The sequence below is a fragment of the Roseimaritima multifibrata genome, from assembly GCF_007741495.1.
GTDB lineage: Bacteria > Planctomycetota > Planctomycetia > Pirellulales > Pirellulaceae > Roseimaritima > Roseimaritima multifibrata.
The window spans coordinates 817,570-834,582 of record NZ_CP036262.1; the positions used below are offsets into that span (position 1 = coordinate 817,570).

Annotated in this window: 12 protein-coding genes; 7 read left to right on the forward strand and 5 right to left on the reverse strand. The window is 54.7% G+C overall.

The window, feature by feature from the left end; translation table 11 throughout:
* Nucleotides 1-46: 46 nt before the first annotated feature.
* The 3 genes from FF011L_RS03145 (at nt 47) to FF011L_RS03155 (ending at nt 6,324) form a co-directional block, all read left to right on the forward strand.
* Complete coding sequence (locus FF011L_RS03145) at nt 47-1,339, forward strand: DUF1552 domain-containing protein (RefSeq protein WP_145350109.1); 1,293 nt, start codon at nt 47-49, stop codon at nt 1,337-1,339.
* A gap of 242 nt (nt 1,340-1,581) precedes the next feature.
* Complete coding sequence (locus FF011L_RS03150; RefSeq protein ID WP_145350110.1) at nt 1,582-5,454, forward strand: alpha-amylase family protein; 3,873 nt, start codon at nt 1,582-1,584, stop codon at nt 5,452-5,454.
* A 66-nt stretch (nt 5,455-5,520) separates the two neighbouring features.
* Entirely contained in the window at nt 5,521-6,324 is an 804-nt protein-coding gene (locus FF011L_RS03155) for a hypothetical protein (protein ID WP_145350111.1), read from the forward strand.
* Here FF011L_RS03155 and FF011L_RS03160 read toward each other — a convergent pair.
* Both FF011L_RS03160 and FF011L_RS03165 read right to left on the reverse strand, forming a co-directional pair.
* On the reverse strand, nt 6,237-6,680 hold the full coding sequence (locus tag FF011L_RS03160) for a hypothetical protein (RefSeq protein ID WP_145350112.1): 444 nt from the start codon (nt 6,678-6,680) through the stop codon (nt 6,237-6,239). The genes FF011L_RS03155 and FF011L_RS03160 overlap by 88 nt on opposite strands.
* 8 nt (nt 6,681-6,688) lie before the next feature.
* On the reverse strand, nt 6,689-8,752 hold the full coding sequence (locus tag FF011L_RS03165; protein ID WP_145350113.1) for a PTS sugar transporter subunit IIA: 2,064 nt from the start codon (nt 8,750-8,752) through the stop codon (nt 6,689-6,691).
* A 169-nt stretch (nt 8,753-8,921) separates the two neighbouring features.
* On the opposite strand from FF011L_RS03165, the gene FF011L_RS26990 reads away from it, so the two are divergent.
* Nucleotides 8,922-9,044 (forward strand): hypothetical protein, encoded by a 123-nt coding sequence (locus tag FF011L_RS26990; RefSeq protein WP_261342557.1) that lies wholly within the window; start codon nt 8,922-8,924, stop codon nt 9,042-9,044.
* A 68-nt stretch (nt 9,045-9,112) separates the two neighbouring features.
* On the opposite strand, the gene recA is transcribed toward FF011L_RS26990, so the two are convergent.
* A complete protein-coding gene (gene recA / locus FF011L_RS03170; protein ID WP_145350114.1) occupies nt 9,113-10,267 on the reverse strand; it encodes a recombinase RecA in 1,155 nt (384 codons plus the stop codon).
* A 346-nt stretch (nt 10,268-10,613) separates the two neighbouring features.
* Here recA and FF011L_RS03175 point away from each other — a divergent pair, with 346 nt between their 5' ends.
* The 3 genes from FF011L_RS03175 to FF011L_RS03185 are packed head-to-tail and all read left to right on the forward strand — an operon-like array spanning nt 10,614 to nt 13,210.
* On the forward strand, nt 10,614-10,991 hold the full coding sequence (locus FF011L_RS03175) for a 2Fe-2S iron-sulfur cluster-binding protein (protein WP_145350115.1): 378 nt from the start codon (nt 10,614-10,616) through the stop codon (nt 10,989-10,991).
* The gene (locus tag FF011L_RS03180) at nt 10,988-12,079 is read left to right on the forward strand and encodes a succinylglutamate desuccinylase/aspartoacylase family protein (protein ID WP_145350116.1); all 1,092 of its coding nucleotides are present in this window, start codon (nt 10,988-10,990) and stop codon (nt 12,077-12,079) included. The genes FF011L_RS03175 and FF011L_RS03180 overlap by 4 nt, the downstream gene beginning before the upstream one ends.
* 18 nt (nt 12,080-12,097) lie before the next feature.
* A complete protein-coding gene (locus FF011L_RS03185; protein ID WP_218932986.1) occupies nt 12,098-13,210 on the forward strand; it encodes a D-TA family PLP-dependent enzyme in 1,113 nt (370 codons plus the stop codon).
* Nucleotides 13,211-15,440: 2,230 nt separating this feature from the next.
* Here FF011L_RS03185 and FF011L_RS03190 read toward each other — a convergent pair.
* Together FF011L_RS03190 and FF011L_RS03195 are read right to left on the reverse strand one after the other, a co-directional pair.
* On the reverse strand, nt 15,441-16,052 hold the full coding sequence (locus FF011L_RS03190) for a tetratricopeptide repeat protein (protein WP_145350118.1): 612 nt from the start codon (nt 16,050-16,052) through the stop codon (nt 15,441-15,443).
* Between the two features lie 102 nt (nt 16,053-16,154).
* Nucleotides 16,155-17,012 carry an IS3 family transposase gene (locus FF011L_RS03195; RefSeq protein WP_246109931.1) on the reverse strand — a complete coding sequence of 286 codons (858 nt, stop codon included), beginning with the start codon at nt 17,010-17,012 and terminating at the stop codon, nt 16,155-16,157.
* Between the last annotated feature and the right edge of the window lies 1 nt (nt 17,013).

The following is a 17,013-nucleotide window of genomic DNA, read 5'->3' on the forward strand; positions in this document are numbered from 1 at the left end:
AAAGCCAGCGCCGTTGTCGATTCCTTAGTCGGTGGAGTTATCCAAAATGAAGAAATCATTGCCACGTCGTACGGTGCTTCGCGCCGGAGGCATCAGCGTCGCGCTGCCGATGTTGGAATGCATGACCCGGTCCCCCGCGGTCAACGCGGCAGCCGCTTCGCCCCAGGACGACGATCCGAAAACGGCTGATTTGGATGTGCGACGGATGCTTGCCATCGGGGCTCCGCTTGGAATTCATACGCCCAACCTTTTCCCCACCAAATCCGGACGCGAATATGAGGTCACTCCGTATCTGAAACCGTTGCAGCCATACCGGGACAAGTGGACGGTTGTTTCAGGCTTGATGCACCCCGACGTCGATGGCGGGCATCCTGCAGAGAAAAGTTTTCTGACAGCGGCGCCGCATCCGGGACACCCCAGTTTTAAAAACACGATTTCTGTCGATCAGTTTGCAGCCGAACAGATTGGTTATCGAACGAGGTTCTCTTCGCTAACGCTGGCCAGTGATCGTTCGGGTCTGTCGTACACCCGGTCCGGAGTGCAGATTCCATCCGAAACCCGCCCTTCGCGATTGTTTGCCAAACTCTTTCTAGAAGGGACAAAAGAGGAACAAGCGACTCAGTTGCGAAGAATCAAAGACGGCCAGAGCGTGATGGATCTGGTGCGAAATCAAACCGCTCAGGTCGCCAAACGAGCCAGTCGTCAGGACAATCAGACTTTGGATCAGTACATGACCAGCGTCCGTGAACTGGAACAGCGGTTGGTGCAAGCCGAAGATTGGGCACAGCGGCCCAAGCCGATCATCGATCAGAAACCGCCCACCGATGTGCAAGATCGAGCTGATTTTGTCGGTCGGATGCGGCTGATGTACGAGATGATTTTCCTTGCGTTTCAGTCCGATTCGACTCGGCTGATTACTTTTCTTGGAGCCGGCGGCAATGAGGTGGTCAGTTTGCCCGGTGTCGAAGATGGCTGGCACAACCTTAGCCACCACGGACGGGATCCAGAGAAGCTGGAGATGCTAGCAATCATTGAATTGGAGGAATTCAAGTTGTTTGGTGAATTGCTAGGGAAACTGGATGGAGTTCGGGAGGGCGAGCACACGTTGTTAGATCAAACATCCATTTTGATGGGATCCAACCTCGGGAATGCCTCCAGCCACAATAATTCGAACCTGCCAATCATCGCCGCCGGTGGTCGATTCCAGCACGGGCAGCATTTGGCCTTCGATCCTCAAAAAGGACCACCACTGGCGAATCTCTTTGTCAGCCAACTGCAGCACTTAGGTTTAGAAACCGATCGTTTTGCCAACGGAACGGGGACACTGACCGGTATTTAGGTCGTCTGGCGATGGAAGCCGATCCCGCTAGAGCCCCTGGGGACGAGCGATTTTGCTAGCTTGCCCTGGAGCCCTCCAGATCCCCTTGGCGGGGAGGGGGACAAACGGATCGCCGGGAGGACTGAACGGTCGGATTTGTGGTAAACCGCTGTTTTTAGGTTCAAATCTGGCTTTACTTCTGGCTGTCAGCAGGCGTACGATCGCGAATTATTGTTCTTGTGAAGTGCTAGGAATCTAATCTCATGTTCGGACACGGACGTCCGTTGCGCGATGCTATCCAACCGGCTCCCATGCGTGGAGCGTGGTGGTTGGTTGTTGTTCTGATGCTGGTCTGTGCGGCCTCACGCCCCGCAGTTGCTAGTTCTCCAGAACGAGCCACCCGGTTACGGGTGACTTGGTCGCTCTCTCAACCATTGCAGTTTGCTTCGACGCTGGATGTCGAACAAGGCGTTATCAGCGCCCCTCGAAACCTCTGTTTGGCCGCAGGAACGACGGGAGCAATACGGCTTAGCGATGAGGGCCGCCGCGTGATTTTTGCGCCGCGAGGTCCGGTCGAATCGGGAGGGATGGATATCCATGTCAAGGCATCCCCGGACGCTCGTTTGACGTTGCAGTTACAGGTGACTGCGGGCGCCGCAGGGGCGATGCAGGCAAATCCCTTGCAGGCAAACGCTTTGGTGACGAGGCCCGAGTCCACGAACCACGCTGGTCCAGCGCTCTCCAAAACCTTTGCGCTGGAAGATTGCTTCCAAACTCCGGTTTCGCTAGAGATCCCCGGAGTCGGAACGGTTTACATTCGCCGGATGCATGGTGATTCCATCCATGCTGATTTTGATCGCTCCCATCTGGTCTTTCAAACCGGTGAAGTCGCTCCGCTTCAGTTATCTGTCGATCCCGGAAAAACGATTGCCGCTGGCGATTCTTTAGAAGTGATTGCGACGATCCGCCGGTTGCGAACCGGGCAGAATGTCAACGAGTATCGTTGGCAGGCAAACGTGGATGAAGCTGGAAAACTGCCTTTGATCGAAGTTGCTGATTTCGCCTTGCCAGCGGATGAAGGTGCCTACGATATCGATTTTAGATGTGTCCGTCAGCGGAAGCCTGGTCTGGCAATCTTGCAAGGAACTGCTGTGGGACTTGGTGGCGAAGATTCGCTTGCCGAAAGCACGGTGCAAGTCGTCGTCGTCGCTCCTCAGCCCGCTACGCCAGATGACAAGACTTTTCAGACGATCGGAAAGATCGAACCGCTTCGTCGTGCTTGGACGATTCAACGAATTTTGCCCAGCATGCCTGGTGTTCTGTCGTCGGCCGATGCTCCGATGGTCAGCGGTCCTTTGGGGGAAGAGCTGCACGCGGGAGAGCCTGTCGCTGTTTTGGCACCGGACGCTTGGTACGCTTGCCCTTTGCCGGTAGAGAGTATGGGACGTCCCCACGTTATCGTGGTCCGCTACCCTCGCAATCAAATCATGAAGCTGGGCGTGAGCGTGGTCCAGACCGATGCCGCTGGCAATCTACCTCCCATCGGAGTTGATTCAGGAGTCGCGACGTCGGTTTCTGTGGACGCGAACACCACATCACAATGGGCCGAACATCGGATCGTTTACTGGCCACATGATCCGGTCCCGTATTTGGTTTTGACCAACCATGATTCAAACGAGCCCGCACGATTTGAATCGATCCAGGTCGAGGCAGGGCCTGCGTTGTTAAGTGCCGGCACGACTTTCTCGAATTCGACGGCACAGGCCCGTGCGAGTGGCCGGTTAGCTGCCTTGTATTTGGACAAGCCTTTACTGGCAGAGTGTTTTGGCGACCGAGGTTTTTATGACGAAGCCGGAGCCGTGGTCATCGAGGATTGGCAGACCTTTTTGGTTGCCGCTCGTCGCTTGGCAGACTATTTGAAGTGGGCGGGATACAACGGGATCATCCTGACCGTATCGAGCGAAGGTGGGACGCTGTATCCCAGTCAACAGATCGGCGCGACTCCACGCTTTGACAACGGAGCCTTTTCGACTTCGGGGAAAGATCCCGTTCAAAAGGATGTGCTTGAATTGTTGCTGCGAGTTTTCGATCGGGAAGGTTTGCGAATTGTCCCGGCTGTTGAACTGGCGACGCCGCTTCCGGCTTTGGAAGAAAAGATCGCTGCGGGGGACGTTGGCTTGCAGCCCGTCGACGCCCTGGGCCGGCCTTATGTGATCGAAGCAGCGACGAAAAGCGGATTGGCACCTTATTACAATCCACTTCACCCCGATGTTGGAAATGCAATTGTTGGGGTGATTGGCGAACTGACACAGCGATATCAGCAACATGCTTCGTTTGCGGGCTTAGGGCTTCATCTGGGGCCTCAGACCTATGTTCAGTTGCCGCCAAGCAAATGGACCCAAGATCCGTTAACCCAGCAGCGGTTTCTGGCCCAGGCCGCCGGAGCGACCGTCGATCCGGCTAAAGCAACCGCTTGGATCGCTGGCGATGGGAAAAATTCTTTTGATGCGTGGCGAACCAATGAGCTGATGGGGTTGTATGCTCGCATTGCAGAGGCGACCGCAGGCCGCCATCTACTACTTTTATCGGCGGATGGAGCATCCGATTTAGCAATTGCCAAAGAAGCCGGGCTCGACTGGGAACATATCGGACGTTTGCCCAATGTCGTTCCTCTGCGATTGATCCGTGAATCGGTTTTTCGAGATGTGGTCCAGCAAGCGAGTGACGCGGCTCAAAATGAAGACGCTGAGTGGGATCAAATTTTGGCGAAAGGGCCGCTTTCCGGTGCGATGGTGTTTCGTCCGCCGTTGGAAGTTCGAGCTCGCTTTTCCTCAGGAAGGCCTCACTGGAATGAACAAAAACGTCCGCACCGTTTCGTGCATGCCATTCCGGATGCCGATCGATACCGACAGCGGTTGGCGCGGTTGATGAAATACCAAGATGCAAGAGTCATGGCGGTGGGGGGCTGGACCGTCCCTTGGGGGCAAGAAGAAGCCTCTCGCGATATCCTGCAAGCGTTTGCGTCGCTGCCGGATGTGGCGATGCATAGCGTTCAAGCAAGCGGCGAACATCCAACGTGTGTGCAGATTCGACAAATTATTTATTCGGACCAAGTCGCGATTTCCGCGGTGAATGTTTCCCCTTGGCCAATGAGCATCGATGTGGAATTTGGTCGGCCGATCGCGGGTGAATCATTGCCTATGGGAGAGCCGTTGACCGGAAAAGGAACCCATTGGCAAACCACTTTGGCTGCAGGAGAACTCCTTGCCGTCCGCATCCAAGGGCGCAATCCCATCGTCCGCTGGAGCGAACAACCGGCGCACGGGGAAACGTTTGTGCGACAATTAGGAGAACGTGTGCAGGAGCTAGCGGCCAGGGTCGCAGTCCTGGCCTCTCCACGGATTTATCCGGAACTACAGAATGGCAGTTTCGCGGAACAGACGCCCCGTTCGATCCCAGGCTGGATGCATGCTCAACACCCACCGGGCAGCATCCAAGTGGCCGACATCGGAGCCGATGACAATAAAAGCGTCGTCATGACCAACGCGGGAGGAGGGACGGCTAGGACTTGGATCGTAAGCACTCCGTTTAAAGTGCCTGCGACCGGACGGCTGGCGGTTTCGTTGCAGGTCCGTGGCGATGTCCTGAAGGAATCTCAACCGGTTCCGCAAATTCGAATCGGAATCGAAGGTCGCGCCCGCGGGGAACCGCTGCGGCGGAGCGTTACGCTTACGCCTGAATTGAACGGAGAATGGCAAACCGCACCACTGTGGCTGGAGGTTGCCGACTTAGGGCAGCAGGAAATCGAAGAGCTGCGACTGACGATCGACTTGCTGACCCCCGGTCGCATCTGGATCGACAACGTCAAACTGTACGATTTCTTTCTGACCGATGCCGAGAAATCGGCGGTGCAAAATCAAACCTTTTTGGCCGTTCAACGACTTCGCCATGGCGATTTAAGTGCGGCCGCGAAACTGCTGAATTCACACTGGGGCCAGTACCTGATGGGGCTTCGGATTCAAGATCGGACGCTCCCGCTATCGGGGGAACCGCAAGTGACAACGCCCATGCCTGTGCCCCCAGTTGGTATTGCAGAGCGTTTAAAGGGCTGGTTACCCTCGCCGTTAAGATTCTAGTGAGTGATGCGCACGATCAGATAGACTAGTACTGGGCCGGATTGAACTCAAAGGGAGCTTATCGCTATGCGTCGTTGGGTCAGTAGAATTGCCACCACGCTGCTTCTCGTTGGCCTAATGGCGGCGTGTGGCTTGTACTGGGCGTATCGTCAGACGCGCTCGGTCCCCGAATTCTATGCCCGAGCTCAACGTTCGGTCCCCGAAGATGCTTCCCAGGTAAGCCGCGAACTGGAACAGCAGGTCGAACAGTTGCAGGAAGACGTGCAACGCAAAGGGGGATGGCAGGCCGAGTTTACCGATTCGCAAATCAATGCCTGGCTGATGCTGATCCTCCCCGAAGAATTCCCGAAATTGCTTCCTCGAGGCGTTGAAGAACCACGCGTCGTTATCGAACAAGACAAGATCTTGTTGGCCGCTCGGTATCGAAGCAGCCGAATCGATACGGTCGTTTCCTGTGAAGTGCGGATTGAATTGACCGAAGAACCGAATGTGCTGGCTGTTCGAATTCAGAATCTGCGTGCCGGAGCCCTTCCGCTGCCTGTGTCGAAATTTGCAAAAGGGATTTCCAGCGAAGCGGCCAAAAGTGATATCGAAGTCCTGTGGGATAAAGATTCTCTGGATGATTCGCCCGTCGCTTTGGTCACCGTTCCCAGTGACCACAAAAATTACGTCAACGCACCGATGATTATCGAATCGGTTGAACTGTCCGATGGGAAACTATCGATGATGGGACATACCGGTCCCGATGCGATTCATGCGTTTGAACCACAAGGCCCCGTTTATCAGTTGGCGGCTTTGGAGGTGATTGGTGTTCGCGATGGCGGAGTCTTTATGGATAGTTTCCAGTCCAAATCGCAGCCGTCGATGTGATCCGCCGCCAAGCGTTTGAACACGAAAATTTGATCGCAGCTCACGGTCGATTTAGACGCTTCCTGTAGCTGGAATTCGATCTGATTCGCAGTGTCGCCGAGCCGATCATAAACGCCTGAACGGACTCGCTGCACGGTCCCTCGGTTTTTGGAAACCGGACCTTCATAGTCAAGGTAGGCCAGGCGGTGAATCGGCAGCGATAATGCCGGCACCGCGGGACCATCCAGTTCGGGAAGCGTCTCGACCGCCCAGGTTTGCAACCCGAGGGCGGTTTCAAACATCACATCGAAATGAGGCCCGCGACCTTGGTTGGCAGGCAGTTTGTGATGCAGGATGACGTATCGAAGGGATGCCATTGCGGTCTTTATAGCCAATGGGTTTCCTCGGCGTCCGGATTCTCTCCCGCATCCAGAAAGGCAAGGTCTTTCTCGCGGAACCAAAGCGGAAGGAGGGCGCGAACGGGTACCAAAAAGGCAATGAAGACCGGAAAGAGAATCTGTAGGATTTTGTTCGGGCTGATATTCACCGCACACAGAACCAGCAAGCAGACAACTTGCACCAACGTGTAAAGATGGATCGTTCGCATCGGGACACGACGTGTGTAGTGCGTCACCGGGTACATGGCACTATCCATGATCCACAGGTTAACCCGTTCGAGGAACTGCACCCCTCGCAGGGAGATAACCCCCATGAACAGAAAGATCCCATACAGGGTTGCCATCGGGATGATTTTGAAGAGTGGTAAACAAAGCAAGGATGCGGCGACCAGCAAGTGGATTGCCAACGCGGTCAAACGGTTCTCGTTGACATGCACGATCTGTTCTTTGGTGGTGCCATTGCGAAGGGTCACTTCTTGAACGTTTGAAAGTGCTCGCACGTGTGCAAGGGAGCGAACGGTTGCCGCTCCCAGCCAGGGAAGTCCAAACAGCGAACAGACTCCGATCAAGCCGCCTGAAATGGCCAAATCCCAGTGGTAGGATTCACCCTTTTGCAATTTGTTCTGAGGGTTGTTAATCAGGCGTGCAGTGATGTTCTGAGTCAAATAGATCAGGACCGTTGCCAGCAGCGCCGGGCCGATTGCCGCGAATCTTGCCCACATGGGAACGCTTCCGAAATCGACCAGCCAGGGGCGGCCGGACGTCGTCCCGAATGTGGATTGGACCTGCAATCGATCGAGGGCTACCTCATCGCGTAACCACCAAGCGATTGCCGCCATCGCTGCTAAAGCGATCGTCGGACCAAAGTCTGCAAGGAATTCTCGCATCCAGGGAACCAGGAAATAACTGCGCCGCAAACCGGCCAAAGACATCGCGATATAAAAGGTCCCCAGCGTTAGCAGTAACGCAAGGAAGGCTGAGTCATGGGAAGTCATCTCGTCTGCAAAGCTGTCCTGGAACTGATGCACGATCGCTTTGCTTGCTTCGTAGATGAAGATCAACGACATCAATACGGAAAAAATTTCATCGGTAAACCGCGTGAAATATTTCATCAGGTTGCTGGCATTGGTCACCGCCAGCAAGATGGTAAAGAGGGCCGTCCAAAGCCCGATCCAGCCATACACGCCAAGAAAGTGATCGGCCAAATCCATGTCTTCGCACAGCCGGAATAGGATCACTGTAAAAATCAGTATCTGTCCCACGCCGCCAAGAATGATCAGCGGTTGTCCGGCAAAAAGTGCATAGAAAATCCCGCAGCCGGCGGTGGCAACAAGCATCTCGATCGCGCCGATCTGGCCGCCCGTGTAGTCCCCCAGCACCCCGCCAAACGTGACCGCTGGTGCAAGGCAAGCAAAGAACATAAACACAATCGAAGCGACACATTTGCCTTGAAACCCCGATTTGAAATCGTCGATGTAATGGGGGATGCGGCGGCGGAGGTCGGCAGCGATCCCTGCAAATGGGCGCCCGCCAACACGCAGGCCTGCACTGATTTCTTGGGTCGGGGGCGCAGCCCTCAATTCATGCCGCTCGACATGCTGTTCGATCGCGTCCAGAACCGCTTGTTGCGATGTGGCTTGAGCCGCTTGGTATCCGAATTCGTTGTCCGACATCAAACGTGCGATGTTCGACATCAGGTCTAGGTGAGCCGATGTTTGATCGGTCGGCCCAATCATGACAAACAGAAACTGAGTCGCGACCCCGTCGGGAGCCCCAAGGTTGACGGGGTGCCTTAAGCGTACGAACAGAAGCGTCGGCTCGGCGATCCGGTCGTCGTACATGTGAGGAACCGCACAGCCATGCCCAATGACCGTCGAATCTTGCTGCTCACGATTGCGAAGTCCCTCGGTGACAACGTCACGGAGTTCTTCTGCCAAGCGACCTGATTGGACCAGGTAATCGACCGAGGATTCCAAAATGTCTGGCATCGAACGGCCAGCCAAATTCAATAGGCAGCTACCTTTTGAGATCGCAAGATGGATCGATTTCATTTGTTTCTAGATCGCTTGAAGGATCGACCGAAAAGAAGTTACCGAGCTTCAAGTCTAGGGTACGCCTTTGGAGGGCGATGGATTTAGACAAGGTAGCAGAAGCAATGCCCGCTAAAACTCCGCGAACGGGGGTCTAAGGGGTGTGTGCTTTCACTTAGTGAAGGCGAAGATGTCAAAATCAACAGCCCGCAAGGCTTCTAAAAAGATTGAAGCGGAACGGCAATCGCCGTTCCGCTCAATGGGTAACTTCTTGTTGGAGGATCCCTACACGTTTGGGGCTGGTATTAGTTAGTTTTAAAAGAGACTAAGCCAGCATACGTTCAAGTTCTAGTAGGAAGGGGGCTTTTTCGTCGGTTAGGTTCAGCTGTTACCAACGGCTTCTTCATCGGCGGTCGAATCTTCGGCCGCCGATTCGGTTTCACCTGCCGCATCCTCTAAAGGACCCGCGAACCCACCAACCTCCATCACCTTTTGGCGAATGCCTTCACAGATTTCCGGGTTTTCAATAAGGAAATTACGGGCTTTCTCTTTACCTTGTCCGAGATAGGTATCGCCAAGTTTGAACCAAGCTCCACTGCGAGAGACGATTTTGTGGGTGGTTCCCAGGTCCAGAACGTCTCCTTCGTAGCTAATTCCGTTGGAGTGCATCATGTCGAATTCAGCGATCCGGAATGGCGGAGCGACCTTATTCTTTACGATTTTCGCTTTGACCCGCTGTCCGACCTGTTCTTCGCCATCTTTCAGGGCCCCCGTTCGGCGGACATCGATTCGGCAAGAGCAGTAGAACTTGAGGGCTCGACCGCCCGGAGTCGTTTCGGGACTGCCGAACATGACTCCGATTTTTTCGCGAATTTGGTTGATGAAGATGACCGCACATTTGCTTTTCGAAATGGCTCCGGTCAATTTCCGCATCGATTGGCTCATCAAACGAGCTTGCAGGCCAACGTGGCTGTCTCCGATTTCACCTTCCAGTTCCTTTTTCGGAACCAGGGCTGCCACCGAGTCAATCACGATGACATCGACCGCGTTGCTTTTCACCAGCATTTCGCAAATCTGCATCGCTTCTTCACCACTGCTGGGTTGGCTGACAAGCAATGTGTCCAGCTCCACGCCAAGCTTTTTAGCCCAACTGGGGTCAAACGCGTGTTCTGCGTCGATGATCGCTGCGATTCCTCCCTCTTTTTGGGCCTCGCCGCAGACGTGCAGGGCGAGGGTCGTTTTACCGCTCGATTCCGGGCCGTAGATTTCGATGATTCGGCCGCGAGGAATCCCTTGACCGCCAAGGGCCATGTCCAGGCTAAGCGAGCCGGTCGGAATGCCGGGAATCGACAGGTTCGAATTGGCTCCCAAGGGCATGATTGCCCCTTTGCCAAAGGCGTTGTCGATCTGCTCGAGGGTCGTTTTTAAGCCCGGTTCTCGTTCCAGCAGTGCTTTCAGCTTGGGGTCCGTTCCGGCCGCCTTGGCTCGACTGGAAGCCCGAGTGGTGGTGCTGCTTGTTTTGCTTTTCTTAGCCATCTTGCCATCCCTATACTTTGTGGAAATTTGAAAAACCGAACTGTATTCCGAATCGAATTACCGAATGGTGAAGCCGTAGGCGGCACGAGTCGGAAATTCTTCCCCATCTTCCCTTCCTGACAACCCTCTTGATTTGCTAGGTGGACAACCGAATACTAGCGTGTCAGGGGGGTAAGGGCAACTGGAAACGGGAGAAAGTGGTTTGTGTTCGCTTGATAGGAATAGTATTCGCGATTGCTTGGACACCTTAGGTCAGTGGCCTAAACAGGGTTCTTCGCAATCGATACGATTGAAGATCGTCGCAGTGCGCTCTTACTTATGCTTTTGTTCTCAGGAGAATTGAATCGTGCCAAAATTGACCGTCGAAGGCGTAGGGACATTTGAAGTGGCTGAAGGAAAGAGGCTGGTGAACGCTTTGATCGATGAAGCGGGTACCGACCAATTGCATGCTTGTGGCGGTGCCTCGCGATGCACGACCTGCCGCGTTGAATTTGTCGAAGGCGAACCCGACAAACAGACCGCTGCCGAACGGGAAACCTTGCAGGCTCGTGAAGTGACGGAGCCCGGGGTTCGGCTCAGCTGCCAAATCCTCTGCGATCACGATATGACGGTCCGCCTGATCAGCCGCCTGGAAGGGAGTGGCCGCAAAGACCAAGGGGGACGCCCCAGTGATGAAATGCAGCCCGAACCACAGTGGGTATCCAAATCCGAGCAATCTTCATGAGTGAACCCATCACTTCGGTAGCCTCGCTAGACAATTTGGAAGAACGGGTGCCCGCTGGCACCGAACGTTTTTTTCGGTTGACGGTTTCCGAAAGTTACAACGGAGTCATGGTCCGCTTGCCGATCGTTATCCGGCGGGCTCCGAATCCCGGTCCCACGGTCTGCGTGACGGCCGCGATCCATGGAAATGAGATCAATGGAACCGGAGCGATCCGCCAATTGATCCGTGAAAGCCCCTTCGAATTGACGTCGGGGATGTTGATCATGATCCCGATTGTCAATGTCCAGGGGTTTGAAGCCTACAGCCGATACCTGCCGGATCGACGTGACCTGAACCGAAGTTTTCCTGGCTCCGCGTCGGGCAGTATGGCTTCTCGTTTGGCAAACAAACTGTTTACCGAAGTCGTTCAGCGGTGCGATTATGGGATCGACCTGCATACCGCATCGGTACGCCGGACCAATTTCCCTAACGTGCGAGGCGATTTCAGTGTCCCCGCCATTCGGGATATGGGAAAAGCCTTTGGGTGTCAGTGGATGCTGAACAGCCGCGGCCCCCTGGGATCCTTTCGCCGTGAAGCGATGCGAGCCGGCGTTCCGACGATCATCCTGGAAGCGGGGGAAGTCTGTAAAGTCGAACCGTCGGTCCTGGCCGTCGCCGTACACGGCGTCAGCAATGTGTTGTCGCATCTGGGAATGACCGATCAGCCGGGCGCAGAACTTCCGCCGCAGCAGATCATCAACAAGACACTTTGGGTGCGAGCGGAACGGGGTGGATTCCTGGAATTCCATGTCTCCCCTGGCGAAGTCGTACGCAAGGACCAACCGTTGGCAACCAATAACAGTCTGTTTGGTGCCGAACATAATGTTTTGGTCTCTCCGATCGATGCGGTGGTTATCGGAATGACTACCCTGCCTGCGGCGACGCCCGGAGAACCGGTGATTCATCTTGGCCAGATTCCGACCGAACTAGCCAAATCGATCACGTCGCCGAAAATTGAATCGGAGTCCGATCCGTTGCACGATCAGGCGATGGAAGATTTGGCGACCAACATCATGGTGACGTCGCGCGAAGAAGATGTCGAAGATTAACCTCCAAGTGGTATGAAGATGTTGTCAGATTCGGATATGCCAAAAGGCATCGATACGGTCCCCTCCCCTGCCCTGTTGGTCGATCCTTCGATCGTTCAGTCCAATCTGCAGCGGATGTTGGCGGTGGTGCAGAACCAGCCCACTCGCCTCCGTCCGCATGTGAAGACCCACAAGATGTCGACGGTCGTCAAACGGTCGGTGCAAGCGGGGATTCAAAAGTTCAAGGCAGCGACGACCGCCGAATTGGCGATGGTCGCAAAGGCGGGAGGGACCGATTGCTTGCTGGCCTACCAACCGGTCGGCCCCCGGCAAAACGAACTGCTGGAAATTATGAAGGCGTTTCCCAAGGTCCGTTTTTCGGCGGTGGTCGATAATACGCAAACCGCAGAAGAACTAAACACGCTCCTCGTCGCTGACAAACAAGAACTGGATGTCTACATCGATGTCGACTGCGGGATGCACCGCACGGGTATTCCCTGGGGATCCGGTTTGGAGCAACTGCAACACTCGCTAGCGGAACTGCCCGCCCTGCACTATCAAGGCCTGCACGTCTACGACGGGCACCTACATCAGTCAGCGCTCGCGGAACGGACCGATGCCGCGGAGCTGATTTTAGAAGAAATTCAAAAGGCATTGCAGCGCTATCCGGATTCGAAAGTGATCGCCGGCGGATCGCCGACCTTTGAGTTTTGGGCTCAGCAGGCAAACCAGAGCCCCGTCGAGGGACGCTGGGAATGCAGCCCCGGCACCATGGTTTTTTGGGATCGTGGGTATGGGAGCAATTACCAGGACATGGACTACGGTATCGCCGCAGTCCTGCTGACACGCGTGATCAGTCATCCCGGCGAGCGGTTGATCTGCGTCGACCTGGGGCACAAGGCAGTCGCCAGCGAAATGGCGTTGGAGCGACGAGTCTATTTTCCGCAATTGTCCGCTGCCACATTTGTCGGCCAAAGTGAAGAGCACCTAGTGCTGGAAACCGATCAAGCAGCCTCGTTGCCAGTGGGGACACCGTTAATCGCGTTGCCAACACACATCTGTCCAACCGTAGCCTTGCACCGGCAGGCATACTTGGTGGAGGACGGAAAAGTAACCGGCGAAACTTGGACCGTCGACGCCCGAGACCGCTAGCCCAGTGCCATCGACGTTCGTAACGCAGCATCGCGAGCGGTTTATTGATTTAGTGATAGTCGCCTTTCGCTCCGCGAAAGAACGTTCCCTTAAAGCTGTTTTCGCGGGGAACGTGCGATTTGTAAATGAAGAAAGTCTGGCTCCCCTCGCCCCTAAGCGAGCTCTTTGGTGCGGAATAAATCTCTACTAGCTGATTGCGTGATCTCTGCCTCTTTTTTTGATTTAGTGGAGCTCGCTTGGGGGAGAGGGGCTGGGGGAGGGGGGGAGATTTCCAGTCGGCGATTTTGCAGCGAAGACGCGGTGAACGCCTCGAATTTCAAGCGGTTATGTCACACCTTGCCGAGCGCTGTCGGCCCCTCTCCCCCAGCCCCTCTCCCCCAAAACAAGCCTTTGAATCGTACTTAATTGAATTAGCTGGCGAACCGTTGCTCCAGTATCAAACCTGTTTTGAGCGAGCTTGTTTTGAGGGCGAGGGGAGCCAGACTTTCTTCATATATAGATCTCATCGTCTCGGAGAGACGATGCTACAGGGTTGAATCTCATCGCCTCTCGGTACGTGCGATTTGTAAATAAAGAAAGTCTGGCTCCCCTCGCCCCTAAGCGAGCTCTTTGTTGCGGAAGAAATCTCTGCTAGCTCATCGCGTGATCTCTGCCTCTTTGTTTGATTTAGTGGAGCTCGCTTGGGGGAGAGGGGCTGGGGGAGAGGGGGAAATTTCCAGTCGCGATTTTGCAGCAAAGACGCGGTGAACGCCTCGAATTTCAAGCGGTTATGCCACGCCTTGCCGAGCGCTGTCGGCCCCTCTCACCCAGCCCCTCTCCCCCAAAACAAGCCTTTGAATCGTACTTAATTGAATTAGCTGGCGAACCGTTGATCCAGTATCAAACCTGTTTTGAGCGAGCTTGTTTTGAGGGCGAGGGGAGCCAGACTTTCTTCATATATAGATCTCATCGTCTCGGAGAGACGATGCTACGGGGTTGGGTCTCATCGCCTCTCGGTACGTGCGATTTCTTAATAAAGAAAGTCTGGCTCCCCTCGCCCCTAAGCGAGCTCTTTGGTGCGAAATAAATCTCTACTAGCTGATTGCGTGATCTCTGCCTCTTTTTTTGATTTAGTGGAGCTCGCTTGGGGGAGAGGGGCTGGGGGAGAGGGGGAGATTTCCAGTCGGCGATTTTGCAGCGAAGACGCGGTTAACGCCTCGGATATCAAGCGGTTATGCCACGCCTTGCCCAGCGCTGTCGGCCCCTCTCCCCCAGCCCCTCTCCCCAAAAACAAGCCTTTGAATCGTACTTAATTGAATTAGCTGGCGAACCGTTGATCCAGTATCAAACCTGCTTTGAGCGAGCTTGTTTTGAGGGCGAGGGGAGCCAGACTTTCTTCACTTATTCTTTTCACGCCCCCAGCGAAAGGCAACACTATTCCGGCGAACCAGGCTAAATCGACAGCCTGCAAGCTGACGAGGGGACGCAGGGCCAGGGGCTTAAGTGGTCAACCGTTGTGGTACTAGAACTCCCGCAGAGCGTTCTAGCGTAAGGTAGCCGCCAGTAACGGCACGGACCGCGACAAGCCCAGCAGAAGCAAACATGCCGCGATTGCAATTCGGCAAATAGGTCCATTCTGAATCGCACGTCTACATAGGAAAGTGAAGAGAGTGCATCCCTTCCGCGGAGGCGATCCACCGCCGGACAACGGTCATGAACCGTTCAGCCGAAAGCTCAAGGTCATGGTAGGGATTGGATACGCAAAAGAGAAAGCAGATTGCAAGTCAGCCGAGATCGAAGCAACACATCCGGCAGAAAACCAAGCGATAGTGGCAGATAGGGGGCAGGGGCACGCGTGCCCCGAAATCTCAGCAGCCAAGAGTCGAGCAGCGATTTTACAGTGCTCCGGTGTCGGCCACCGGAGCGCGCTGACAAAGCCCATCGCTTGGCCCAGGTTCCTCCCGCGACCAGAATAGCACGATTCTCAAAAACGTGGAGGAAACGGAAGTTTCCGACGCGGTGGGTGCAGCAAATGCAAATGACGATTTGCTCCGAGGATTGATCGGGATTTGGGACGGCGTTTCGCCCGAGATTCGGCAAGCTATTCTTGTGATCGTGAGGCAGGGAACAAGCCACAAAGACGCCTAGGCCATGCGGGCTCTCGAAGCTCACATGACACACGTCAGGCCAGCATTTGCTCTCCGCACAGGCGGAACAATTTGCTCGAATCCAAGGCTATTTGCCGCCAATGCTACTCATTGAAATCGACGTCATATGCGACTGGACCGCGGAAGTTGAAAGCGATCTTGAAACGAACTCGACTGTCGTAGATCACTTCTCGCCACGAGTCATCTAAAAAATTAGTTTCGTGGGCAAATAGCAACTCATGAGTCTTGTCGCATTTAATGAAGCACGCGGTTGCAAGCATGTTTCCGATTCGCCCATGAAATATCTCGTCCAAAGGGAAATGATGCTTGCGTCGCTCTGACACTGTAACACGTGCCGTAGCTAATTCAGCAAAAAAAAGTTGTGCTTCCTTGTGCCCCTTCATTATGTACACCTGCCTGGCATGCATCAGCTGGGCGTCATAGTTTTTGTCGCCGGGAGTAAACGCCCGCCTCAAGTGGTAAAGGAGATCCTGTTCGCTCGCATCCGGCTTTTCTCGCAGGATACAGCTCAGCAGAAAGTGCAATCGGGGTTCGTGTTCGTTATAGGAAAGAGCCTTTCGCACAATGGTCTCGGCACCTTTGTTGTCTCCAGAACCGAGTCTCGCGCGAGTGAGGCTAATCGCAACGTGCAGGTTTTTGGGATTGGCATCAAACGCTTTTTCTAATGTCGACAGCAATCGCTCGGTTTGGCTCAAGAACCTTGCTAGCTCCGCTTCTGTAGAAAGCAGGAACTGCTCATTTGGATTGGCTCGCTGAGGTGGTGCCGGTTTTGGGGGCCACCGGGAAGCTTGCGCCGCTCATGCGGCGGCTTCGTACTGTGTCGGCGTGAGGTAGCCGAGAGATGAATGTCGGCGATCGGTGTTGTAGTACTGGATGTACTCAGTCAACTCGCGTTTTGCGATCGCCATACTCAGGTATTCGGCCATACCCATTTCAGTCTTGAGAGTTCCGAAGCATGATTCCATAAATGCATTGTCGTAGCAGTCGCCCGCACGACTCATGCTCTGTCGCATTGATGCACGAGAGAGAATTCCACGATACCGCTTTCCTGCATATTGGCCACCACGGTCAGTGTGGTGAATCAATCCTGCCGAAGGCTGCACAGCTCGAATCGATCGCTGAAGAGCTGTCACAGCGAGTTGTTCAGTCATGTCATCGCGGAAATCCCATCCAACAATCCGGCGTGAATAGCGATCCATCAGCGTGGCAAGATATCCAAAACCAATACCATCGACGGGAATGTACGTAATGTCGCCTACCCAAAGTTGACCAAAGGTGGTCGGTTCTAGCAGATCCAGCAAAAGGTTAGGACTGTACCCAAGCCGATGTCGACTTTCGGTGGTTCGCGGCTTAAACGATTTCGGCTGAATCGCGCGAAGTCCTGCATCTTCCATGAGTTTTGACACTCTGCGACGGCCGCAATGAATGTCCATTGTCTTCAGTTCCTCAACGATTCGACGGCTGCCATAGCGGCGTTTATGCTTTCGGAAGACCGCAGTGACGATCGGCAGTAACGCGGCATCAGACTCATCGCGCTCCGAGCCTCCGGAACGCTGCCAGGCTTGAAAGGAAGACCGATTGAGCGATAGGAAATCACAGACCTCTCGCTCGGATGCTATCTGCAGCTGGACAATCGACGCGGCAGCGGGATAGATT